The 23,111-nt window shown below is 58.0% G+C and carries 18 protein-coding genes; 8 read left to right on the top strand and 10 right to left on the bottom strand.

The annotated features are described in order from the left end of the window. Positions 1–35: 35 nt before the first annotated feature. Positions 36–1,322: an NO-inducible flavohemoprotein gene (gene hmpA / locus CWI75_RS13735; RefSeq protein ID WP_101522089.1), complete on the top strand. Its 1,287-nt coding sequence runs from the start codon at positions 36–38 to the stop codon at positions 1,320–1,322. A gap of 101 nt (positions 1,323–1,423) precedes the next feature. Here hmpA and CWI75_RS13730 read toward each other — a convergent pair whose 3' ends face one another. Next, positions 1,424–2,152: an SDR family NAD(P)-dependent oxidoreductase gene (locus CWI75_RS13730; protein ID WP_277621770.1), complete on the bottom strand. Its 729-nt coding sequence runs from the start codon at positions 2,150–2,152 to the stop codon at positions 1,424–1,426. A gap of 145 nt (positions 2,153–2,297) precedes the next feature. Here CWI75_RS13730 and CWI75_RS13725 point away from each other — a divergent pair, with 145 nt between their 5' ends. After that, positions 2,298–2,789, top strand: a complete 492-nt coding sequence (locus CWI75_RS13725) for a DUF3237 domain-containing protein (RefSeq protein WP_101522087.1) — start codon at positions 2,298–2,300, stop codon at positions 2,787–2,789. 62 nt (positions 2,790–2,851) lie between these two features. Here the strand turns inward: CWI75_RS13725 and CWI75_RS13720 are convergent, their stop codons facing one another. From CWI75_RS13720 to CWI75_RS13710, 3 genes are all read right to left on the bottom strand, one after another. Next, the gene (locus tag CWI75_RS13720; RefSeq protein WP_101522086.1) at positions 2,852–3,574 is read right to left on the bottom strand and encodes a GntR family transcriptional regulator; all 723 of its coding nucleotides are present in this window, start codon (positions 3,572–3,574) and stop codon (positions 2,852–2,854) included. Positions 3,575–3,654: 80 nt separating this feature from the next. Further along, positions 3,655–5,226: a class I adenylate-forming enzyme family protein gene (locus CWI75_RS13715; RefSeq protein WP_101522085.1), complete on the bottom strand. Its 1,572-nt coding sequence runs from the start codon at positions 5,224–5,226 to the stop codon at positions 3,655–3,657. Next, a complete protein-coding gene (locus CWI75_RS13710; protein WP_101522084.1) occupies positions 5,223–6,467 on the bottom strand; it encodes a thiolase family protein in 1,245 nt (414 codons plus the stop codon). Before CWI75_RS13710 ends, CWI75_RS13715 begins: the two co-directional genes overlap by 4 nt. Before the next feature lie 120 nt (positions 6,468–6,587). Between CWI75_RS13710 and surE the strand changes: the two genes are divergently transcribed. The 5 genes from surE to CWI75_RS13685 all read left to right on the top strand — a co-directional run bounded on the left by surE (position 6,588) and on the right by CWI75_RS13685 (position 14,353). Next, complete coding sequence (gene surE / locus CWI75_RS13705) at positions 6,588–7,367, top strand: 5'/3'-nucleotidase SurE (RefSeq protein ID WP_101522083.1); 780 nt, start codon at positions 6,588–6,590, stop codon at positions 7,365–7,367. Between the two features lie 186 nt (positions 7,368–7,553). Then, positions 7,554–9,899, top strand: a complete 2,346-nt coding sequence (locus tag CWI75_RS13700; RefSeq protein WP_101522082.1) for a TonB-dependent receptor — start codon at positions 7,554–7,556, stop codon at positions 9,897–9,899. Between the two features lie 243 nt (positions 9,900–10,142). After that, positions 10,143–10,979: an alpha/beta fold hydrolase gene (locus tag CWI75_RS13695; protein WP_101522081.1), complete on the top strand. Its 837-nt coding sequence runs from the start codon at positions 10,143–10,145 to the stop codon at positions 10,977–10,979. Positions 10,980–11,183: 204 nt separating this feature from the next. Then, positions 11,184–13,502 carry a TonB-dependent receptor gene (locus tag CWI75_RS13690; RefSeq protein ID WP_162300090.1) on the top strand — a complete coding sequence of 773 codons (2,319 nt, stop codon included), beginning with the start codon at positions 11,184–11,186 and terminating at the stop codon, positions 13,500–13,502. A 47-nt stretch (positions 13,503–13,549) separates the two neighbouring features. Continuing rightward, on the top strand, positions 13,550–14,353 hold the full coding sequence (locus CWI75_RS13685; RefSeq protein ID WP_101522079.1) for an SDR family NAD(P)-dependent oxidoreductase: 804 nt from the start codon (positions 13,550–13,552) through the stop codon (positions 14,351–14,353). A 183-nt stretch (positions 14,354–14,536) separates the two neighbouring features. Here the strand turns inward: CWI75_RS13685 and CWI75_RS13680 are convergent, their stop codons facing one another. The 4 genes from CWI75_RS13680 to CWI75_RS13665 are packed head-to-tail and all read right to left on the bottom strand — an operon-like array spanning position 14,537 to position 18,383. After that, positions 14,537–15,394 carry a 3-hydroxyacyl-CoA dehydrogenase family protein gene (locus CWI75_RS13680; protein WP_101522078.1) on the bottom strand — a complete coding sequence of 286 codons (858 nt, stop codon included), beginning with the start codon at positions 15,392–15,394 and terminating at the stop codon, positions 14,537–14,539. 19 nt (positions 15,395–15,413) lie between these two features. Continuing rightward, a complete protein-coding gene (locus CWI75_RS13675) occupies positions 15,414–16,217 on the bottom strand; it encodes an enoyl-CoA hydratase-related protein (RefSeq protein ID WP_101522077.1) in 804 nt (267 codons plus the stop codon). Positions 16,218–16,232: 15 nt separating this feature from the next. Next, positions 16,233–17,537 carry an acyl-CoA dehydrogenase family protein gene (locus tag CWI75_RS13670; protein ID WP_101522076.1) on the bottom strand — a complete coding sequence of 435 codons (1,305 nt, stop codon included), beginning with the start codon at positions 17,535–17,537 and terminating at the stop codon, positions 16,233–16,235. 60 nt (positions 17,538–17,597) lie between these two features. After that, positions 17,598–18,383 (bottom strand): SDR family NAD(P)-dependent oxidoreductase, encoded by a 786-nt coding sequence (locus tag CWI75_RS13665; protein WP_101522075.1) that lies wholly within the window; start codon positions 18,381–18,383, stop codon positions 17,598–17,600. A 138-nt stretch (positions 18,384–18,521) separates the two neighbouring features. On the opposite strand from CWI75_RS13665, the gene CWI75_RS13660 reads away from it, so the two are divergent. After that, a complete protein-coding gene (locus tag CWI75_RS13660; protein ID WP_101522074.1) occupies positions 18,522–20,843 on the top strand; it encodes a TonB-dependent receptor in 2,322 nt (773 codons plus the stop codon). Between the two features lie 24 nt (positions 20,844–20,867). On the opposite strand, the gene CWI75_RS13655 is transcribed toward CWI75_RS13660, so the two are convergent. Together CWI75_RS13655 and CWI75_RS13650 are read right to left on the bottom strand one after the other, a co-directional pair. Beyond that, positions 20,868–21,887, bottom strand: coding sequence for an NADP-dependent oxidoreductase (locus CWI75_RS13655; protein ID WP_162300089.1), 1,020 nt, complete (start codon positions 21,885–21,887; stop codon positions 20,868–20,870). A 30-nt stretch (positions 21,888–21,917) separates the two neighbouring features. After that, positions 21,918–22,976, bottom strand: a complete 1,059-nt coding sequence (locus CWI75_RS13650) for a zinc-dependent alcohol dehydrogenase (protein WP_101522072.1) — start codon at positions 22,974–22,976, stop codon at positions 21,918–21,920. Between the last annotated feature and the right edge of the window lie 135 nt (positions 22,977–23,111).

Here is a 23,111-nt window from a genome sequence, read left to right as displayed (position 1 = left end):
ACATATTATAAATTTATGATAGATAAGGATCCCGGATGTTAAGCGAAGAAACCATCAAAGTCGTTAAAGCCACCGCACCAATTCTTGAAGAGCACGGGGAGACCCTGACCCGTCATTTCTACAAGAGGATGTTTTCCCATAATCCCGAAGTTGCACCACTGTTCAATCCGGCCAATCAGGCTGCCGGTCTCCAGCAAAAGGCGTTGGCAGGGGCCATCTGTGCTTACGCGGCCAATATCGATAACCTGGAGGCGCTCGGCGGTGCAGTCGAGCTTATCGCACAGAAGCATGTTTCCCTGCAGATCCAGCCCGAGCATTATCCCATTGTAGGCGAGAACCTGCTGGCCTCGATCTCCGAGGTGCTGGGCGAGGGCGCGACGGATGAGGTGATTAACGCCTGGGCCGAAGCCTATGGTTTCCTGGCGGATATCCTGATTGGCCGCGAGGAGCAGGTTTATAGTGAACTCGCAGGTGTTCCCGGCGGCTGGAACGGGTTCAGGGGTTTCCGCATTATCCGGAAAGATATCGAAAGCACCGTCATCACATCCTTCTACCTGTCCCCGGTTGATGGCGGTGAGCTGCCGGAGTACAAGCCGGGACAGTACATCACCCTGCGCGTAAAAGGCCCCGACGGGTACACGACCATGCGCAACTACAGCCTCTCGGACAAGCCCGGGCAGGATCACTTCCGCATTAGCGTAAAACGGGAAACCGGGCCTGGCGCAGGGACGCCGGATGGCTACGTTTCCAATCTCCTGCACGCGGAACTGGGGGTTGGCTCAGAGCTGGAGCTGGTCGCTCCCTGTGGTGAATTCTTCCTCGATGTAACAGAAAAACACCAGCGACCCTTGGTTCTCCTGGCGGCGGGTGTGGGTGTTACGCCACTCATGAGCATGCTCCTGAGTGCCCTTGAGGCGATGCCCGGGCGCGAGATTATCTTTGTTCACGGTGCCCAGGATGAGAAGTCCCAGGCATTCCGTGGCACTGTTGATGCCCTGGCTTCACAGTACCCGAACCTGAGGGTTCATTACCGCTACGATGAGCCGGCCGCCGCGGGTGCCGACCGCTCGGGCTCTTCAAGTACCGGTCTGGTTGACGCTGAGCTGATTGAATCCCTGGTGCCAAAGCGGGATGCCGACTACTACTTTTGTGGGCCGCAGCCCTTCATGATCAACATTTATCATGACTTGCTTGCGTGGGGGATACCGGCGGCCCAGGTTCATTTAGAGTTCTTTGGCCCCCGCCAGGCGCTGGAGAAAAGTGCGGGTCAGGATGTTCCTGAAGCTCAGCCAGAGGTGTCGCGCTGCCCGGTGCACGCCTAGGTCGGGTGGTCAGGCAAGTCCGGTGTGCCAGTCATGGAGGCTGGTATATCGGGCGAGGGCCCAATTTTATCACCGTGTAATATCCGCCCAGAACCTCGCCGTCATGCATGGAGATTCGCCCCGCCATTCACAAAAAACGTCTGCCCGGTAATGTATTCGGCGGCCGGTGAGGCGAGAAAGCGCATCAGTTCGGTATAGTCGTCACTTTGTACGCCGCGCCCGCTGGGGTTCTTGTCTCCTGACTGCGCAACAATACTGCCAGCGTCACTCCCGAAAACTGCGCGTACCGCTTCCGTTTCGACGATGCCGGGGGCGATACAGTTGATTCGGATGCCACTCGGGGCCAGTTCCACCGCCATGTAGCGGACCAGACTCTCTGCCAGCGCCTTGCTTACGCCAATGGCGGCATAGTTTTCAACCACCGTACGACCGCCGCGGCTTGTGAGGTAAAAAACGGTACTTCCTCGGATGAGCAGACCCTCAAGCGCTTGGGTGATGTACAGCAGAGACAGGCCATTCACTGACACTGCCTTTGCAAAACGACTGGGCTCGGCGCCTAGCGTGGTTGTCGGGTAAGCCATCACAGCGCTGTGTACGAGCTGATCGACCCTGTCGGTTTCACGCGCCACGGCATGCGCGATCGCCGTGCAACCTTCCGTCGTTGATACATCCGCCTTAACCAGGGTACAGTGACCGCCTTCGTCTAAAATCCGTTGTTTCGCTTTCTCTGCAACGGCATCATTACCCGCATAATTGATAAAAACATGGCTGCCGTCGCGTGCGAAGCCGCTTGCAATTTCCAACCCGATTCCCCGAGAGCCGCCAAGCACAAGTGTAGACACAACAATTCCTCACAGTTTGTATAATAATTTGGTAATACAATATTAGATGTCCCGACTGCGGTCAACGCGCAACGGGGCTTGTGGCGCCCCCAGGCAATGATGGCGTCGACAACCTGAGTATAGGAGCGACATCATGACGGAGATTCAGACAACCCGGGGCGTTGTGCCTTATCCATTACACACCAGGCCACTGGCAATTCTCACGGCGGTTCTCGACGAGCCGCACAGGCTTGGTGCCACACCCGTGGGTGAGCGTAAGTGTGTGCCCGTGCGCGGTGGCAGCATTGAGGGCCCGCGTCTGTCCGGGCGTATTCTTTCAGGCGGAAGCGACTGGGCGGTAACCAATGCCGCGGGTATTCTCGAGCTGAATGTGAGGCTGGTGATAGAGACTCACGACGGTGCGCTGATCAACTGCGAATATCTCGGTATGCGCCATGGCCCCGCGGATGCTATGGCGGAACTGGCCGCGGGAAAAGCGGTCGATTACCGGAAGATCTATTTTCGTATCGTGCCGCGCTTTGATACGGCTGACCCACGCTATAATTGGTTGAACCGGATGCTGGCAGTGGGCATTGGGGAGCGTCTCGACGCCGGGCCGCGGTACCACATCCATGAGGTGCTGTAGATCGTGCGGCCTCACCTGCGTGCTTTGGCCCAGGTTTGGCTCATTCTGTCGCGGCACAAGGCCTAGCTGCTGGCGCGAAAGTCCGGAAATGCCTCATCAGGCAGTGCCGCGAGGCGCTTCTTTGCGGCCTGAACATGTTGCTTGCCGACCCGGGCGGCGCGGGTCGCATCGCCGTTGAGTACCGCATCAATAATGCGCATGTACTCGTCGATGACCTGCTGGCGCGTTTTGCGATCGAGGTAGGGGAAAGACTGCAGGCGCAGGAGGTGTAGTAGTGCAATGGGCATGATGTAGGGGAGTTCGACATTGCCCCCGATTTCCATCAGGGTTTGGTACAGGTGCTGTCGCTTGCCGACGAAGGTTACGTCATTCACGCTGCCACGTTGGAACCTGTTGATCCATTGTTGAATGCCGGCAAGCGGTTTTGTCGAAGCGCCTGCCGCAACGGCCTCCGCGGCGAGCTTCGCCATCAACGAGGTCATGGGTTCAAGAACGGTCAGCAGGTCGGCGGCCTCTTTGCGGGAAAACGCCCGGATGTGCGCGCCACGGTAAGGAATCTGCTTGGTGATGCCCTTGCCATGCAGCCGTTTGAGGGCTTCTCGTACAGGACCCCGTGAGATGTTCAAGGTCGCGATCAGGTCCGCCTCGACCAGCTTTTGCCCGGGGACATAGCGGCCGTTGTACAGCCCTTCCTGGATCCAGTCTACGACAATGTCGGGCGAATTTCCGCCCTTGTTCACGCGTTTCTTTGACTTGTCTGGTCCCGGTTTCTGCAATTCGCTCATCTGATCATTCCCCTGCACCCGGGTGCCACCACATATTGGCGACCGGCTATCCTGTCGTTGTGAATGTAAAGACTGGAATTTTAACAGGGCGAGCGATACTTAACAGTAACAACTTGGCGGGGCCTGAGGAGCTCGCCGGGGTCTTTCCGGGCTATTTCATCGCGTAACTGTCGTTTCAGCACCTTCCCGCTGGCATTCCGTGGCAGTTCGTCCACAAAGTAATAGCGCTTTGGCCGCTTGAAGCGCGCCAAGTGCTCCAGGCAGAGGTCGTCCAGTGCCGCGAGATCCGGAGTCGCCCCTGGCGACGGCACCACGATGGCAAGTACGTTTTCGCCCCATTCCGCATCCGGTAGTCCGATCACGGCAATATCGGCGATATCCTCCGATTCATGCAGTACGTCCTCAACCTCGCGGGCATAGATATTCATGCCGCCGGAAATAATCACATCCTTTTTCCGGTCCAGCAGTGTGAGATAGCCTTCACTATCCAGTCGCCCGATATCGCCAGTGCGTAGCCAGCCTGCCACGATTGTTTCCGCGGTGGCATCGGGCCGGTTAAGGTACCCTTGCATGACGGTTGCGCCGCTAACAGCGATCTCGCCGGTTGTGCCGAGCGGAAGCGGCTGACCCTGGTCGTCGAGTACGGCGATTCGCAGGCCGGTGCGCACAATACCTACGGACGCCAGTCGGTCCTCACGCTGATCGCGGATGCACTGGGCAATCATGGACTTGCTCATGGCGGTGATCGTGCAAGGGCTTTCCCCCTGACCGTAACCATTCCACAGCTTTGCTCCGAACATTGCGTAGCCGGCGCGCAGATCCGCCGGCGTGATCGGAGCTGCGCCCAGAAGTACCGCCTTTACATTGTCCAGGTTCGCATGTCCTAGTGCCGGGTAGCGATCGAGTCGCCGCAGGAGGGTGGGTGGCATGAAGAAGGTCAGGTTTGGGTAATGGTTGATCAGTGCCGCGAGTTCCGCAGCCTCAAAGCCGCCACTTTCCGGCAGGACATTGTTGCCGGCCTTGGCGATGAAAGACAGCCCGAACAGACCCGAGGCATGAGAGGTTGCCGCCAGGTGCAATAACGTGTCGTGCTCGTCCAGCGAGTCGATATCGGCGTAGTAGGCCAGCGTCATCGCCATCAGGTTGCCGTGGGAGAGAATTGCCCCCTTGGGTTTGCCGGTGGTGCCGCTGGTGTAGAAAATCCAAGCCGGGTCGTTCGGCTGACGGTCCGCAATGGCGACGGTCGGTGACTGAAGCGCCGTATCATAGTCCGCGGTGCAGGGAGCCAGAGTGGCCACGTCGTCAAGCAGTGCTCGCAGCTCCACGGCCTGCTCTGTGCTTGTGAATGCCAGCCGGGCGCCGCAGTCCCGCACCATGAAAGCCAGCTCGCTGGTGCTGAGTTTGGCGTTCAAGGGGGCCGCGGTCAGCCCGGCGTGCCAGATCGCGTAGAGTATTTCCAGGTATTCAGGGCAGTTCGGAATAGTGATCGCAACCGTTCTGCTGTCACCAGCCCGGCTGCCGATGGCGCGAGCCAGGCGTGCGGTGCGCTCTGCAAGTTGTGAATAGTCAAGAGCGGTACGGCGTCCCAAGGAAACCGCCGGGCGTCTGGGAAAGCTCCGCGCTGTGTTTTCCAGTAGCTGTGCGATGTTCATCTACAAGCCTCCAGTATGCTCACCACCACTGCGGCTTCTTCGATGCCGATCAGGCCGCCGCCGTTTTCCTGCAGCGCCAGCCTTGCCCCCGTTACCTGTCGCGGTCCAGCTTCACCGCGCAGCTGGGTAACCAGCTCGTGAATCTGCCCGAGACCCGTTGCTCCTATGGGATGACCTTTGGATTCCAGACCGCCCGAGGGGTTAAAGGGTATGCGTCCACCCAGGGTGGTCTCTCCCCGCTCCGCGCCAGGGCCGCCCTCTCCGAAGTCAAAAAAGCCCAGGTTCTCGCTCTGCTGGATCTCGCCAAAAGCGGTAGCATCGTGGCATTCCACTACGTCAATATCCTTCGGCGCTACCCCGGCTGTCTCGTAGGCCTTTAAGGCGGCGCGGCGCGAAATGTGTTTCTCGATCTCGGTATGCTCTCGGCGGCCACCATTCATCAGGCAGCACGCCCGTATCTTTACGGCCCGACCTGGATGTGCCATGCGCTTGAGTGCCGATTCACTACAGATGATGGCGGCGGCTGCGCCGTCACTGATTGGCGAGCACATGGGTAGGGTGAACGGCCAGGCGATAAGCCGGCTGGCCAGTACCTCTTCGGTGGTAAAGGGCTTTCGGTACTGGGACAGCGGGTTTTCTACTGAATGGCGGTGGTTCTTGGCGGCGACCGCGGCGATCTGCCGCTGAGTTGTACCAAAGCGTCCCATGTGATACTTGGCAAAGGCCGCGTAGATGTCCATGAAAACGGTGCGCGTACTTTCGCGGGCCGCCTCTTCCGCTGGCGTAGGTACGACGGCAGACATGGCATCCAGCCGGCCCATGGTATTTTCGCTGTTGGCGCGGTCCCAGCTGCCCTGGAAGGCCGCCATGGATAGAGCCGAGTCCGTGTGGCACATCTTTTCAGCGCCGATAACGAGAGCGATATCGACCTGGCTCGCCTGTATCTGGGTCATGGCGATCTGGAGGGCCGTGGAGGCGCTGGCGCAGGCATTCTCCACGTTAATGATAGGCACGCCGTCGAAAGGCAGGCCAGAGAGAGCAACCTGCCCGCGAATACCAAACTGTCCCTCCATGGCGCCCTGAGTTGCGTTAGCGAAGGTAATTGCCTCAATGTCATCGTGTGACAGGCCAGCGTCCGTGAGTGAAAGGCCTACGGCTTCCTCTGAAATGGCAGTCAGCGAGCGGTTCAGAAAGCGCCCGAATGGCGTCATGCCGACACCGACTATGTATACATCTTTCATATTGTTTCGCCTTTTGGGTGACATTTTATTGTATGACAAAAAAGTAGTAATGTAACATGCTTGCATGACTTCTTATCAACTACGCCGGTGCATACCGCGCATTGTCCTGGAGAAAATACTATGACTAGACTGGCCGACCATCGGGTGCTGATCGTCAACGATGATGGCATACACGCCCCGGGCATTCAGCTGCTCGAAAAGATTGTAAGAGAGCATTGTAAGGACGTGTGGGTGGTCGCGCCTGACGAGGAAAAATCCGGGGCCTCCCATTCGGTCTCCATGCATACGCCCATTCGACTCAGGCAGCTGGGCGACCGGCATATCGCCATCAAGGGGTCACCCACTGACTGTGTTTTGATGGCGCTGCGGGAGATCATGCAAGAGCTGCCGACGCTGGTACTCGCGGGTATAAACCGCGGCGGCAATCTCGCGGACGAGATACACTATTCCGGCACAATCGCTGTCGCCATGGAGGCTGCGCTAATGGGGATTCCCGCTATCGCGCTCAGCCAGGTATTCGAGCGTGGCAAGGATGTGCCCTGGGATACCTCGGAGCGTTACCTCGTATCTGTCGTCGAACAGGTGCTCGAGTGCGGAATCGCCGACGGCTCCTTCGTCAATATCAATTTCCCGCCGGTTAGTGCTGATGCGGTCAGTGGCGTGCAGGTGGTGTCCATGGGCCGACGTCCGCCGGGCGCGTTCAAGACCGAAGGTCGGGTGGATAATCGGCAGATACCTTATTACTGGGTTCATCTGGAGCCGGATGCAGGAGGTGATCTGGATGGCACCGATCTTCGTGCGATGACCGATGCGGCGATATCGGTCTGCCCTCTACAGGTGGATATGACTCATCGCGCTATGCTCTCGTCTCTCGTCGGCATGAGGTTGAGTCAGGGTTGACTTGGCCTGCGCCGAAAGCGGAGGGGACGAAAGCGGAGGGGACGAAAGCATCTAAATAGATTTGATAATTTTGTCATACAATATTTGTTTACAATCATTGGAAAATCAGTAGAGTGTTAACGGGGCTTTCACAATAATATCTGCGGTCGGCATCCCATAGCATCCGGCCCATTCTGGAGACAGACAATGACAGGCAAAAGAAAATTCCTGGCGTACGCAATTGCGTGCGCGCCCCTCGGACTAAGTTCGGCCATGGTGATGGCGCAAGGTAGTGTGCTGGAGGAAATCGTCGTCACCGCAAACAAGCGCCAGCAAAGCATTAATGATGTCGGCCTTACGGTGACTGCATTATCCGGTGACGCCATACGGAATCGCCAGATCACCAATCCGGAAGAATTCGCCGCTATTGTTCCCGGCTTGGCGCTGGCGCCCTCGAGTCATAATACGCCGGTATACACGCTGCGAGGCGTGGGCTACAACGCCGATGCGCTGGCGGTCTACCCGGCGGTCAGTCTGTACCTGGACGAGGCGCCCATGCCTTTCCCGGTGCTGGGTGGGCGCTCACTGTTTGACCTTGAGCGCATTGAGGTTCTGAAGGGACCCCAGGGAACACTATTCGGGCAGAACTCCACTGGCGGGGCGATCAACTACATCGCCGCCAAGCCAACCACGGAGCCCACAGGCAGCATTGAGGTTGGCTATGGCCGCTTCAGTGAGTTCACGGCGAACGGCTTCGTGAGCGGCCCGGTCAGCGACTCCACCGGCGTGCGTCTGGCCTTTGATTACCGTAACCGGGACGAGTGGCAGCGCAGCTACACCCGGGACGATGAGCTCGGTGCCCAGGAATATGTTGCGGCACGACTGATCGTGGAATCCAGGCCGACGGATCGATTATCCCTTTTATTTAACCTGAATGGATCCATCGACAAGTCGGACCCGCAGGCCAAGCAGACCATCACGATTATTCCCAGCGCGGCTGGTGCCCCTACAGAAGATGAGGCCAACTACCCCCTGATACCGGGAGACGATGCGCGGCTGGCTGACTGGTCGCCAGATCCTTACCCGGAGGGTGACCGCAAGATCGCGCAGGCCTCATTGCGGATTGACTACGACATCACTGATGCCGTGACTTTGACCTCACTCTCAACCTATAACCACCTGGATCAGGATCCAGTCACTGATCTCGACGGCGCGGCGCCGCAATTTGCGGACAATCCGCAAGACGAAGGTGAGATTCGTACCTTCAACCAGGAGTTGCGCCTTTCAAATGCGGGCGCCCTGGGAGCCAGTGTGCGCTGGACACTGGGCACGAACTACGAAACTGCCGAGGTCAAGGAAGACCAGCATATTGCCTACGGAGACAATTCCCTGAGCAATGCCGCAAACTTGTTTATTAATGTCAGTGGTATCGATTCCGAGGCCGATATCGAGAGCTATGCGGTATTTGGTAATATGGAATACGACCTCAGCGAGGATCTGACACTTCGTGCAGGCGCCCGCTACACCGACATGACCAACGACACCTACATCTGCGGCTATAGCCCGGGTGATGGTCGGGTGGCCGAGCTTTTTACCCTGCTTGGCGAGATTTTTGCGGGCCAGCGGATCGAACTGGGCCCGCGAGATTGCTATACCCTGAACGAGCAGTTACTGCCCGGAGATCCTTTCGTCTCGGAGCTTTCCGAGGACAATGTGTCATGGAAGGTCGGCGCAGACTATCGCTTGAATATGGACACCTTGCTTTATCTGAATGTTTCCAGGGGCTACAAGGCCGGCAGCTTCCCCGCGATTACTGCATCCGTGCAGTCGGCACTCATACCGGCAATTCAAGAGTCCGTGCTGTCCTATGAATTGGGTACCAAGGCCACTTTGCTTGACGGCAGAATGCAGGCCAATGCCGCGGTTTTCTACCAGGAGTACGAAGACAAGCAGATTCAGGGCACACTCAAGGATGACCTGTTTGGCCTGCTGCAGCAGCTGCAGAATGTGCCGGAGTCACGGATTCTGGGTGCCGAGGCAGATGTCTCCTGGGTGCCAGTGAATGGCCTGACGCTGACTGGAACCCTGAGTTATCTCGATACCGAGGTAGAGAAATTCGAAAGCACTGACATCTATGGTAATGATCAGGATTTCTCGGGCGACAGGTTGCCATTCGCACCCGAGTGGGCTGCTGTCTTTGACGTGGACTACCGCATGCCCCTGGGCGCCCGGGGCGAGCGCGAGCTCTTCATGGGGTTCACCTACAATTATCGTACTGATGCGGATGCCTACATCGGCGGCAGTAGGATACCTCTGCCGGATCGAGCCGACATACGTACCGTGTATGAACGCCCATTCATCATTGACGGCTACACGACGGTTGATGCCCGTCTCGGCCTGCAAATGCTCGAGAACGGGCTGACCATCACGGCTTGGGGCAAAAACCTCTTCGACGAGTTCTACGCGACAAACCTTGTCTCCAACAGTGATGTGGTCATGCGCATGGTGGGACAGCCCCGAACGTACGGCGTGACCCTCGCCTACGATTTTTGAGGCTTGGTAGCGTACGCGTTTTTCGAGCTTGATTGTTTGTCTGTGCAGAGCTCGTCGCTGGTACTCGAAATGAGGTCAATCAAGCTGGCCCGGACTGGCGGAGTAGGTACTCCTTCCCTGGCTCCGGTATTTGTTTGCGCAAAGCCAGTTGGGACGTTCTTCCGCTTTAAGTCGAAGATAGCGCACGATATTTGATATCGCGACATGCCGGTTCTTTGAAACATATGGAGTTGAAGCAATACTATGTCGATTCAGATGCTGACTTTGGGTGATTATAACTTCCAGGTGATGGACGAAGGATCCGGTGCTCCAGTACTGATGTTGCATGGGTTTCCTGACTCCGCACGCCTGTGGCGAAACCAAGTGCCTTCACTGCTCGAAGCGGGTTATCGGGTGATCGCACCTGACCAGCGCGGTTTTGGCGGTTCGGACAAGCCGCAGGAGGTTGAGGCTTATGCGATGCCCGAGGTGGTGGGAGACATCATCGCGCTGCTGGATTATTTTGAGCTTGAGAAAGTGCGGTTAGTGAGTCATGACTGGGGTGCGGCTGTCGGTTGGAATCTGGCCGCGCTGTATCCAGAGCGAGTTGAGCGACATGTTGCTCTGTCGGTTGGGCATATCACTTCATTGTGGAACGCAGGTATCGCTCAGCGGCGTCTGGCATGGTACATGCTGGTGTTCATGCGGCGAGGAACGGCAGAGGATATCATTACGAGACAGGACTGGCAGTTCTTCAGGGATCTTTGGTGCCATCATCCCGAGCTTGATACCTGGATCTCCGATCTCTCGCGTCCGGGTGCCCTTACCGCGGCACTTAACTGGTACCGCGCCAATATGGACCTCGAGACCTGGACCGAGGAAGGTTGGCAGATGCCGCCGGTCACGGTACCGACAATGGGCATCTGGAGCAGTGGTGATATCTACCTGACAGAGAGTCAGATGTTGGGCTCAGCAGAATTCATGGAATCGGAGTGGCGCTACGAGCGATTGGAAGGTGCTTCGCACTGGCTGATGCTGGATCGGCCACCGGCTCTGAATGACCTGCTACTGGATTTTTTTGGCCCTTGTCCGCGGACGTGAAGGTCTGCGTCATCGGGGCTTCTGCGGCAAAGCCGGTTCGTAACAAGACTAAGTGAAGTCAGATTCATTTACTTGAATGCAAAACCAATAATCAATATGAGGCACGCTATGTATAATCGATTAACAATAAAATCTTTTTGGGTTATGCCCTTTCTTGGCACGATGATGTTCTCTTCCCATGCCCTATCGGCCCTGGAGGAGGTAGTGGTCACAGCCACCAAGCGCTCCCAGAGCCTGAGCGATGTCGGCCTCACCGTGACCGCCATGAGCGGAGACAAAATGCGTGAATTGGGGATCAGTAACGTCGCCGATCTCGCAACACAGGTGCCTGGTCTGACCTACGCCCCTTCGCTCTCTTCCTCTCCCGTATATACGCTGCGCGGTATCGGGTTCTTTGAATCCACGCTGGCCGCCTACCCCGACGTTAGCCTTTACATGGACCAGGCACCACTCCCTTTTCCGATCATGGCCGATCTGGTAGCTTTTGACCTTGAGCGCGTCGAAATTCTGAAGGGACCGCAGGGAACACTTTTTGGCAACAACGCTACCGGCGGCGCAATCAACTTCATTGCAGAAAAACCCACCAACGAATTGGCGGCAGGCTTGAACGTGTCCTACGGTCGATTCCAGACACTGGAGGCCGAGGGCTTCGTCAGCGGGCCTTTGTCGCCGGAGCTGCGCGGTCGGCTGGCGGTAAAATCGGTAAGGGCAGACGACTGGCAGCGCAGTTATGACACACCGGGCGACACCCTCGGCGAGAAAGACAATACCGCTGCACGCATGCTGCTGAACTGGACGCCGGCGGAGAACCTCGACGTCACGCTGAACATCAACGGTTGGCGCAAGAAGGACGATCCGATCGGTGTGCAGATGATCGCCTACAACCCAGAATACGAGGTCGGCGCCGCGGGCTTCGGCGGTGTCCTGGAAGAGAACGAAATCCCGATCCAGAGCTATGAACCCTACAATGGCAACAGTGGCCGCGACGCGGGCTGGACTCCCGGCCTGCCTTATCAGGACAACGAATTCTGGCAGGTCAGCCTGCGCTTTGATTATAGTTTCGGCAATGACCTGACCCTGACGTCGATTACGTCGCGCTCCGACGCCAAGATTGATGCGGGTATCGAATCCGATGGTACCTACCTGATCCTGATAGACTTGTTGCCCGATCAGGGGGACATCGAATCGTTCTCCCAAGAGCTGCGGCTGTCCAACGACCCCTCTAACGACTTGCGCTGGATGGTGGGCCTGAATTATGAGGATTCCGAAGTGTCCCAGTCCGCGGGCTACTACTATCCGGATACGACATCCACGATGGTCAACGGCATCAGCGTGAACATCTTCGAGTCCGACCAGGAGATGGACAACCGGGCCGTTTTCGCCAACCTCGAATATGACTTCAGCGAAGCTGTCACATTGCGTGGCGGTTTGCGCTATACCGAGGCGGATCGCGATTCCATCTCGAACCTGGCGAATCATCCCTTCCTCGAGCCGCGTAACGGCGCCGAGTTCACGGTGACCGAATTCTTCAATCTGGCCTGGCCCGTTTTATTTGGCGATCTCGGCTACGAGGGCGTCCTGCAACCGGGCGACAATATCGCGCTGGACACACGGACGGATGCCAACGGCAATCCGGTGAATCCGGATACCTATTTAAAACCAAACGTCAAACCACAGTTTGAGCTTGAAGAGGACAATGTCTCCTGGTCACTGGGTGTGGACTACAGGCTGACGGACGATGTACTTATCTACGTTAACGTAATGAAGGGCTACAAGGCTGGCAGCATGCCAACCCTGTCCGGGTCGATCTACGAAGCGTACGAACCCGTGGAACAGGAGTCGCTGGTTGACTACGAGGCGGGCTTCAAGGCGCGGCTGTGGAACGGACGTGCTTCCCTGAATGGCGCCGCGTTCTTTTACGACTACGAGAACAAGCAACTCCGCGCGAAATTTGTCGATCCCATCTTCAACCAACTCGACAAACTGCTGAATGTGCCAAAGTCGGAAGTCACTGGCGCGGAGCTGGAGTTCACAGCCCTGGTCACCGACGCCCTGGAAATAAGTGTTGCCGGCACGTGGCTGGACTCGGAGGTTACGGAATACGAGGGAGCCGTGGGGTCAACGATGGGTCCGATGGGTTTCGAGCCCATCAACGCGTCCTACGCCGGGGTCGAATTGCCGTATACCCCGGAATGGTCCTACGCTGTGCGAACTACCTACACCTTCGACCTGTCCGCGGCGCTGCAGGGCTTTGCCAGTGTAGGGCTGACCGGTCAGTCGGACAGCGTCGGCGTACTCACACCCGTGCCGGCGAGGCAAGAACGCTACAGTATTGACAGCTACTCACTGCTCGACATGAATATCGGTATACGTTCACGTTCGGCAGACTGGGAGCTGGCCCTGTGGGGCAAGAATCTGACGGATGAGTACTACTGGCACAGTGCCGTACCTGCATTCGACACTGACGGGCGCTACCCTGGGCGCCCCGCGGAATACGGCGTGCGTGCCGCGTACCGCTTTTAATCTGCACACGCAACAGACCGGACACAAAACAATAAAGGAGAAACAGCATGATTGATTATAAGGGCAAAGTTGTTCTCATCACCGGTGGCGCACGAGGATTCGGCGCTGAATTCGCGCGGGGTTTCGCCGGACGCGGTGCGACGGTGGTGATCGGTGATATCAATACGGAACTCGGCGAGGCAACTGTTGCTGAAATTTCCCGTGGCGGCTCGGCGTGTCACTTCCTCTCACTGGACGTGCGCAGTGACATTGACTGGGCAGCCGCTGTCGATTACTGCGTTTCCGAGGTCGGTGGCCTCGATGTGGTGATCAACAATGCCGGGGTAGAGATTTCTGAACTTTATATCGACACGACACCCCAGGCCTGCAGGGATTTGTTCGACATCAATCTGGTCGGCACCATGCTAGGTATCAAGCACGCTTTCCTTGCCATGCAGCCGGGCGGTGCGAGCGGTCGCGGCGGCGCCATCCTGAACCTCGCGTCGGTGGCCGGCCTTTCGTCGACTCCGGGCCTGGCAGCCTACAGCGCCTCGAAAGCGGGCGTCATCAGCCTGACGAAGCTCGCGGCCACAGAGGCGGGCACCTTTGATTACGGCGTGCGCGCCAATTGCCTCTGTCCCAGCCTGTTCAATACCGACATGGGTCGCAAGCTGCTGAATGACTTTCCCGGCCTTGGCCTGGGTGAAAGCGTCGAGGCTGTGAAAGAAGGATTGATCGCGCGGATTCCGGTCGGCCGCTTCGGCGAGCTGTCCGATGTGGTGAATGCGGCGCTGTACCTGTGCTCGGAGGAGGCATCCTTCATCAACGGTGTTGCGCTTCCGGTTGACGGAGGAATGTCCGGAGCAGGCTGATGTTAGCTCGGGCTTGAAGAGGGCTGGTGTATGTACTGCGCCGACTGCCCACTTGATAGAAAGGACCTGCCAGAGGATGGAGCCGATGGTCTTTGATCGTTTGCAGGGTTCTGTCCGGCAAGGGTGGCGCTATTAAAGCGCCACGATGTGTTTACGTTAGAGGAGTGGCGGTGCGAAACTTTCCTACCCCGGCTTTTTGGTATGCTCTCTCCAACCACGTCGACCATGACCACCCCCGAGTCCGGCGCGCACCCGTTGCTTGAGCAGCGCCGGTGGGCGGAATCGCTCTCCGTAGGCTTCCTGCATGATTTCCTGTGCCTCTACACACAGGTCCGCAGTCACCGCGTCCATTAACTCAAAGGGCCCCATGGCATGTCCGAGTCCGAGGCGGCACGCAGTATCAAGATCCTCCGGCGTCGCGACACCTTCCTCCACCAGCCTGACCGCCTCAATCATGAAAGAATGCAGCATACGATTTACAGCGAATCCCGCGACATCCTTGATGCGGACAGGGGTTTTGCCGGCATTGGAGCACATTTTCATGGCGTAGGCCGTTGTTTCTTCCGAGGTATCGAAGGCGGGAATCACCTCGACCAGTTTCATCCGCGACACCGGGGAGAAGTAATGGGTCCCGACAAAGCGACGGCGGCGCACGATCGACAGGTAGCTGGCCAGTGTGGAGATCGGGATAGTCGAGGTATTTGAGGCGAGAATGCAACACTCGCTGCAGATTTGGTCGAGCTTCTCGAGCACCTCGGCCTTGACCGACTCCTGTTCGAATACCGCTTCCACCACGAACTTGACATCATGCATGGCTTCGAGCTCTGTGGACGCATGGATTCGTTCCAAGGCGACATTCGCCGGCCCCTGCTCAAATAAGCCACGCTTTACGCCTTTGCCAACCAGCTCGCCTAAAATGCTCAGTGCCTGGTCAAGCTGCGTCTGCGATTTGTCGGCAAGCACCACGTTCCAACCCGCCATCGCGTATACAAAGGCGATTTCCCGGCCCATCAGGCCAGCGCCTACTACCCCCATCTTCATAACTTGCCCCTCTTGCGGATTACCTGCCTTTCCATACCGGCGGCCGCTTTTCGATGAATGCTCGCGGACCCTCGCTGAAATCTTCTGTCACGGATAGTCGCGCCTGCGCCTCGATGCTCGCTTTCGCCAGCTCCTGGTCTGTCATGTCGAATGCCTTGCGTGCCAGGGCAACGCTTTCCTGTACGGCCAGCGGCGCGTTTTCGCATATGCGTTCGGCTAATTGTGCCGCCGCCTCCAGGACCGACCCATCGGCAACTACCCTGTTTATCAGTCCGGACGCAAGTGCCCGCTTGGCCGGCAGCCGCTCCGTGGTGGCAATCAGTTCAATGGCCAGGGTGCGGGGCAGCGTTCGGGGCAGACGGTAGACACCGCCAGCTGCGGCGGCCAGGCCCACGCCTACTTCGGGCAAACCGAACTGTGCTGACTCGCCTGCCACCACCATGTCACAGGCCAGCACCAGCTCAAAGCCGCCCGCGAGAGCAAAGCCCTCTACCGCGGCAATCCATATTTTGCGGCGTTCTACGAAAGAGAAGCCCGCGAATCCACCGCGTTCCGTGTACAGACTGCCAAAACCGTTATCGGCGACTTCTTTGAGATCGGCGCCAGCACTGAAAACGCGTCCACCGGCACCCGTCAGAATAACGGCCCAGATGTCATCGTCAGTTTCAATCGCCTGGACGATTTCATCCAATCGCTGGGTCACATCAGGGTTTATGGCATTGCGTGCTTCCGGCCGGTTAAGCGTCACAACCACAATGTGGTCGCTGTGGCAGGTTATTGTTACCGCCCCCTGGGCATAGGTCTGCAGCAATTGGTCGCGCATGACGTCTACTCCTGGTCAGCCCGGCTCCGGCGGGAAAAGTCCGCCTTGCGCCTTCGCATCCGCCTCGGCGAGGGTCAGGAAGTCGCCGCTGTTACCGCAGCGGAAAGAATCCATCTCGCCGACGCGACGGAGCTCCAGGCGACCGATTTGATTGCGGTGCACCTCGTCGGGACCGTCCGCGAGACGTAGCAGGCGAGCCGTTGCATAGGCTGACGTGAGATGATGGTCATTGCTGGTGCCACCACCGCCAAATGCCTGTATCGCCCAATCGATCACCTGGCAGGCCATGTTAGGCGCTGTCACCTTGATCATGGCGATCTCACGCCGCGCTTCCTTGTTGCCAACTCGGTCCATTTTCCAGGCCGCATGGAGGGTTAACAGGCGTGACTGCTCGATCATGATGCGAGCCTCGGCGATACGTTCGAGTGAAACCGACTGTTTCGCGACGGTGCCACCAAAGGCCTCGCGCGCTTCCAGGCGCCGGCACATGCGTTCCAGTATGCGCTCTGCAAGTCCGGTGAGTCGCATGCAGTGATGGATGCGACCGGGGCCAAGACGGCCCTGGGCAATCTCGAAGCCACGTCCCTCGCCCAGCAGTATGTTGCTCGCGGGCACCCGCACGTTCTCGAAAACGACCTCAGCCGCGCGATCAGGCACACCATAAAAACCGAAAACTGGCAGTGAGCGCACTACTCGCACGCCGGGGGTATCCTTGGGTACGAGAATCATGGACTGTTGCTTGTAGCGGCTCTCGTGATTCGGCGACGATTTGCCCATGAAAATGATGATCTTGCAGCGCGGGTCGGTAGCATTGGTGGTATACCACTTGCGTCCGTTGACCACGTACTCGTCCCCGTCGCGGACAATGGAGCTTTCTATATTTGTGGCGTCACTGGACGCCACCTCGGGTTCGGTCATGGCGAAAGCACTGCGGATCTCGCCACTCAGCAGCGGCTCCGCCCACTCGCTGATCTGCGCCTCTGTACCGTAGCGGATGATAGTCTCCATGTTGCCCGTGTCGGGCGCAGAGCAGTTGAACACCTCCGGCGCCAGGTGAGAACGCCCCATCAAGGCACACAGCGGGGCGTATTCCAGATTGCTCAGGCCAGCCCCGTGCTCGCTGTCGGGAAGGAACAGGTTCCAAAGCCCCTGCTTGCGGGCAACTTCCTTGAGCTCCTCCACCACCGGGTAGACCTTCCAGGGACCAAGGGTCTCGGCCTCTCGATAGAAACGCTCTTCGTTGGGATAGATGTGCTCGGCGAGGAAGTCCTCGATACGTACCGAGTATTCCTGAACTTTGTCGCTGTATTCGAATTCCATGGCGTTGCTTCCTGCGTCGCTGACGCGTTGGTTGTCTGTAGGGTTATGGCTGCGGCGCATTCACTGTCTCGCGGTAGTGCCGCCATCGATTACCAGTACCGTGCCACTGCAATAGGTGGATTCATCAGAGGCGAGGTACAGGCAGCCATAGGCCATTTCCTCCGGCGTTCCCGGCCGGCACATCGGGCTCAGCTGCTCTGCGGTTTGTGCATCGTCAAAGAGATTTAGCACGTCCTCGACCATCGGCGTGGCGATAAACCCCGGAGCGATGCAGTTGACGCGGATATTGTCCCTTACGTAACTCACGCTCATGGATCGGGTCAGGTTGATCATGCCGGCTTTTGCAGCAGTGTACGCATGCGCTGCCGACAGCCCCTGGAAGCCGGAGATACTGGTCACGCCGACAATAGACCCACCGCCTCCTGCCTTCATTACAGGCACAATGGCCCGACACAGCAGATAGTATGCGTCTAGATTAATACGCATGACCTCGCTCCACTTGTCTGGCGTAACGTGGACCACGTCCGCCATGGATCCAGGGCTTTGCTTTTCCCAGCTGTAGCCCACACCCGCCGCATGCACAAGTATATCTATGCTGCCAAATGCGTCTTTTGCGTGCTGGACCGCACACTCGACACCTGTCTCGGTGCTGACATCGGCGGCTACGATGCGGGCGCTGCTGGCATGAATATCCTCAAGACCGTCAAGAGTGTCCTGCAGATGTGACTCGGTCCTGCCGACACCCACCACCTTTGCTCCCTTGGCAAGGAACAGGTCCATACATGCGGCGCCCACACCGCTGCCTGCACCGGTAATCAGTGCCACTTTGCCATTTAAACGTCCCATGGGTTTCTCCTCTTTATTGCTACATTATCGTAGAACAATATTAAATGAAACTATTGACCGACGACTACAGTCGTTGTAGCGTCAACACTGCTGTCCGCATGCGACCCATAACAACCATAAACAAGTCGGGAGACGAGGATGAAGAAATCACCGCTGACTAATGCGATCCGTATATTGTTGGGCTTTACCGTCACTACCGCTGCGGGGGCCATCGCCCAGGAGGAAACCTCCCGCCAGTCCCGCGCCAACGCACTTGAGGAGGTCGTGGTTACTGCCAACCGTCGGGAGCAGAACCTGCAGGATGTGGGCATATCGGTGTCCGCACTTTCCGGTGATGAACTCGAAGCACGGCCATTGACGACCGCCGGCGACCTCACGTCCTCGATAGCCAATTATCAGATCGTGCGTTCCTATGCCACGCCCGGTTTCAATACGCAGGTTACGCTGCGCGGTGTTGGGCAGCCCAACTTTGAGGACACAACAGAGGCAACGGCAACATCCTATGTGGACGAGTTCTACATGATCGGTGCCGGTCAGGCCGACTTCCTGATGTTCGACCTGGAGCGAGTTGAAGTGGCGCGCGGCCCACAGGGCACCATACAGGGGCGCAACTCAACGGCGGGAACCATCAACTTCTACACGCGCAAACCAGACTTCGAGAGCGTTGCCGGGGCTATCTCCGTTACTGGAGGTAGTTATGGCCTGGTGCGCACCGACGGCCACATCAATGTACCGTTGAGCGATACGATGGCATTTCGTGGCTCCTTCGCAACAGACCGCAACAACGGTTACGTCAGAAATATCCACCCGCAGGCCTTGTACGACAAGGGCGGCAAGAACAAGTTCTGGGCGGGTCGCGCACAGCTGCTGATTAAAGCCAGTGAGAGCGTATCCGTCAACCTGAAAGCGGAGCGTGGGGAAATGGGGCCGACCAATGGTTCCAACGAAATCCTTTATCCGGTCGCCCCTTCCGACGGCTTCGGCACTATTGCGGTCGAGTCCGATGCCTTTGGCAACAGCCGGGAAAGTACAAACACAGAAGGGGAGGATCTCGCTAACGTCGACGGGCCCAACAGCATCGGCAACAAGATCGAACACTACCTGGCCAGCGTCAATTGGGAGGTCTCCGACAAACTGTCCATAAACGGCCTGGCCGGCTGGCTAAAGAGCGAAAAGTTCGAGGTCGAGGACTGCGACAACGGGCCGGACCCGCTCTGTCTGTTCAGTAACGACAGCGAATCCGAGCACTGGACGGCTGAGGTCCGTGCCACCTACGAAGAAACCGGCTGGCGTATCACCGCAGGTGCCAACTATCTCGACCAGGACCTGCTCACCCGATCAGCTACACCACTGTTCTTCAACGAGGAGGTCACGCCGGTCCCCAACGGGCTCCTGGCGGAGAGCTACTTTGACCAGCAGCAATTGGAGAGCTGGGCCGCGTTCGTTCAGGGTGAGTATGACCTGTCGCAAAAGATGACGCTGATTCTTGGCGCGCGCTACACGCGGGATGACAAGGAAGTGAATGCGCTGGATGGCTTTGGTGCCCTGCCACTGAGTACTCCCAAGCCAACCAACCTGGCGCAGTTCAACGCGATTGGCAGCGCCATCCGCAACAACCCGGCATCCGTGATCACCCGGCTTAACACCGACCTGCATGGCGACCTGGCGGTGTTCGACAAGGGGCTGATAAACACCAATCTGCAGCTCAACTACCGTCCTAACCAGGACCTGCTTCTGTATGGCGCCTACCGGCGTGGTGTGAAGAGCGGTGGCTTCATTACCGGCAATGTTTCCGGCCTGGCACCGGATGTGCGCAAGTACGACGAAGAGACCAACAACGCCTATGAGATCGGTTTCAAGGCCACGCTCATGGATGGGCTGGCAAGACTAAATGGTGCACTTTTCTATTATGACTACCAGGACATGCAGAACACGAGCTTCGTGAACATCACTAATCTGGTGACCAACAACGATGCTACCGTTATTGGTGGTGAGCTGGAGCTGACCGCCAATCCGATCGACGGTCTGGAAATTTCCGGGGGCATCGGTATGTTGGATACTGAGGTGGAAGACATTTCGAACCCGACCGGCGCCGTTCCCTTCACTGGCGATCTGGACCTGCCTCTGGCGCCGGACTTTACGGGGAATCTCATGATCCGCTATACCTGGAATGCTTTCGGCGGCGACATGCACATACAGCAGACCAGCCACGGACGCACCGCCATGCACCGCGACTCGCTCAATAACCGGTCTACGGAGATGGGCTCGTTGTTCCAGACCGACGTGTTGCTCGGCTATGCACCGCCGAATCAGCAATGGTCCATAAGCGCCTGGGTAAACAACGTGTTCGACACACGCCATGCGACCAACAAGTTCGACCTCGCTGGCGTGGGTAACTCCGGCGAGATCACCCTACAGCAGCCGCGCTGGTACGGCGTGACGATGCGGGTCTCTTTCTAGAAATGAGGCGGGAAAGGCCGGGAGTCAGGCGTCGATATTGACGATCAGGGTCCCGGTGTTGCTACCATCGAACAGCGAATTGAAGGCTCCCGGGATGGCCGCAAAGCCCGAGCGGACATCCTCCCGATGTGCCAGTCGGCCACTGCGCTCCCATTCCGTCAGGTCCCGCAGTGCGTTGTCGAAACGGTCGGCGAAATGGCCTACCAGGAAACCCTGCATACGGATGCCCCCATAGATCAGGCGCATCATGTTGCGGGGTCCTTCCGGGGCGGCGTTATCATTGTAGCCGGTAATCTGTCCGCAGAGTACAATCCGGCCGAACTCTGCCATGTTGTCTACGGCAGCCTGTAGTATTTCACCGCCGACATTGTCAAAGAACACGTTGATTCCGTCGGGAAAAAGTTCACTGATGCGGGTACGTATGTCCTCGGACTTGTAATCGATGATTGCATCCAGGCCGCAATCCTCCAGCAGCCAGCGGCACTTCTCTGGGCCACCGGCAATACCCACCACATTACAGCCACCCAGTTTCGCGACTTGTGCCGCCACTGAGCCAGCAGAGCCCGCGGCACCGGAGACAAGCACGCGATCGCCCGATTGGATCGCGCCAACTTCGCGGATGCCAAAATAACCGGTCAGGGAATTCAGGCCGAACACCCCCACCGCCTCGATAAACCCATGGTCGTCAGGAAGCACACGGGTCATGCTCTGGTCGGGACGGATCACAGCGTAATCCTGCCAGCTGCTGATGGTGGCGACACGGTCGCCGGGAGAAAAATCCGGATGTCGCGATTCCACCACCACGCCGGATGCTGGTCCCATGATGACCTGGCCCAGATTTATAGAGGGATACAGACTGTTGCCCGGCGGGTCCATCCAGTTGCGGATGGTTGGCGCACACAGGAAGGCGTAATTGTTGACAACGACTTCGCCGTCTTGCAGAGGCGTCGTTGGGTAACTGGCCTCCACATACTCGAAGTCCTCGCGCTTCGCGATTCCGCTGGGGCGGCGGGCCAGCCGCCATTGTCGATTAATGGTTGTCATCTGCGGTCTCGGCATCATTGGGCATCGGCCTCAGCCGACCTCGATCATTACTTTTACGGAGTCATTGGCCTTGAGCTGTTGCTGGAAGGCGTTGGCGATATCGTCCAGCGGAAAGCGGTGTGTTACCAGCGCGCTGGGTTGTATCTTCCCGGCGCTGATAGCCTCAATGGCGGCGACGAAATCGCCCCCCAGTGAGCCGACGATATAGGGCATCTTGTGCACGATCTTGGTGATGTCCAGGGGTACCTCGCCCTCAGGCAGGCCGACGAAGCAGATGCGGCCACCGGGCCGCACCATTTCGAATGCCTGCTTGATGGTCGTGGGATGGCCCGCGGCCTCCAGCACGACATCGGCGTTGCCGCCGACGTGATAGTGATACGGCGCCTCGCCGAATTTGTCCATGACCCAGCGCAGGGCATCGCCGGTTCTGGCGTCAAAGACGTCATCTGCGCCGCACTCCTTCGCCAGCCTGAGGCGGGTATCGGAGACTTCCACGACAATCACCTCGGCGGCTCCTGCGGCTTTTGCGGCCTGCAGGCAGGCATTGCCGATCATGCCTGCACCCAGTACCACTACCCGGTCACCGGGTCCGATTCTGGCCTGGGCTACCGCGCTGACACCAATGGAGACCGGCTCGACCATGGCGCCCATCACGTTGTCCATTTGGTCGGAGAGGTGGTGCACTGACTCTCCCAAGACTGCATTCTCGATCTTGACGTACTCGGCAAACGCACCGGGGCGACCGTATCCCGTTGAATTCTGGAAGAGTGCGGCGCATAGAAGAGGCTCGTCCCGCTGGCAGGCCTCACACTCGCCGCAGACGCCGGCGGAAAATCCAGTTACTCTGTCGCCGGGCTGCAGGCCTTCGACTTCGCTGCCGACCTCGTGGACGGTGCCGGAAAACTCGTGGCCCATGATCTGTCCCGGCTCAACAAACATGCCGGTGGTGAAACTGTGAATGTCGGAGCCGCAGATGCCGCAAAGGCTGACCTTGATGAGTACGTCCTTCGGGCCGATCTCGGGTACGGCTACCTCATCGATCACGATATCATTCGCGGCGCGAAGGACTGCTGCTTTCATAGAGCGCATGGCTCGACTCCCTTAAAGGTTTTGTCCTACACAATAAATGAGCCTGTGCGACGGGTCAATGACCTACGTAGTTGTAATACAATTTGGTGAATCACCCTATCCACTTTGCCAAGCTAATCTCATCACAGCAAGGTG

The sequence above is a fragment of the Kineobactrum sediminis genome (assembly GCF_002868715.1).
GTDB lineage: Bacteria > Pseudomonadota > Gammaproteobacteria > Pseudomonadales > Halieaceae > Kineobactrum > Kineobactrum sediminis.
The sequence above is the reverse complement of the archived record's forward strand: the minus strand, read 5'-3'. Positions and strand labels throughout refer to the sequence as shown.

What these genes read in the sequence shown, in the direction of transcription:
- hmpA (WP_101522089.1), top strand. Translation starts at nt 36, where the DNA reads ATGTTAAGCGAAGAAACCATCAAAGTCGTTAAAGCCACCGCACCAATT.
- CWI75_RS13725 (WP_101522087.1), top strand. Translation starts at nt 2,298, where the DNA reads ATGACGGAGATTCAGACAACCCGGGGCGTTGTGCCTTATCCATTACAC.
- CWI75_RS13720 (WP_101522086.1), bottom strand. Translation starts at nt 3,574, where the DNA reads ATGAGCGAATTGCAGAAACCGGGACCAGACAAGTCAAAGAAACGCGTG.
- CWI75_RS13715 (WP_101522085.1), bottom strand. Translation starts at nt 5,226, where the DNA reads ATGAACATCGCACAGCTACTGGAAAACACAGCGCGGAGCTTTCCCAGA.
- CWI75_RS13710 (WP_101522084.1), bottom strand. Translation starts at nt 6,467, where the DNA reads ATGAAAGATGTATACATAGTCGGTGTCGGCATGACGCCATTCGGGCGC.
- surE (WP_101522083.1), top strand. Translation starts at nt 6,588, where the DNA reads ATGACTAGACTGGCCGACCATCGGGTGCTGATCGTCAACGATGATGGC.
- CWI75_RS13700 (WP_101522082.1), top strand. Translation starts at nt 7,554, where the DNA reads ATGACAGGCAAAAGAAAATTCCTGGCGTACGCAATTGCGTGCGCGCCC.
- CWI75_RS13695 (WP_101522081.1), top strand. Translation starts at nt 10,143, where the DNA reads ATGTCGATTCAGATGCTGACTTTGGGTGATTATAACTTCCAGGTGATG.
- CWI75_RS13685 (WP_101522079.1), top strand. Translation starts at nt 13,550, where the DNA reads ATGATTGATTATAAGGGCAAAGTTGTTCTCATCACCGGTGGCGCACGA.
- CWI75_RS13680 (WP_101522078.1), bottom strand. Translation starts at nt 15,394, where the DNA reads ATGAAGATGGGGGTAGTAGGCGCTGGCCTGATGGGCCGGGAAATCGCC.
- CWI75_RS13675 (WP_101522077.1), bottom strand. Translation starts at nt 16,217, where the DNA reads ATGCGCGACCAATTGCTGCAGACCTATGCCCAGGGGGCGGTAACAATA.
- CWI75_RS13670 (WP_101522076.1), bottom strand. Translation starts at nt 17,537, where the DNA reads ATGGAATTCGAATACAGCGACAAAGTTCAGGAATACTCGGTACGTATC.
- CWI75_RS13665 (WP_101522075.1), bottom strand. Translation starts at nt 18,383, where the DNA reads ATGGGACGTTTAAATGGCAAAGTGGCACTGATTACCGGTGCAGGCAGC.
- CWI75_RS13660 (WP_101522074.1), top strand. Translation starts at nt 18,522, where the DNA reads ATGAAGAAATCACCGCTGACTAATGCGATCCGTATATTGTTGGGCTTT.
- CWI75_RS13655 (WP_162300089.1), bottom strand. Translation starts at nt 21,887, where the DNA reads ATGACAACCATTAATCGACAATGGCGGCTGGCCCGCCGCCCCAGCGGA.
- CWI75_RS13650 (WP_101522072.1), bottom strand. Translation starts at nt 22,976, where the DNA reads ATGCGCTCTATGAAAGCAGCAGTCCTTCGCGCCGCGAATGATATCGTG.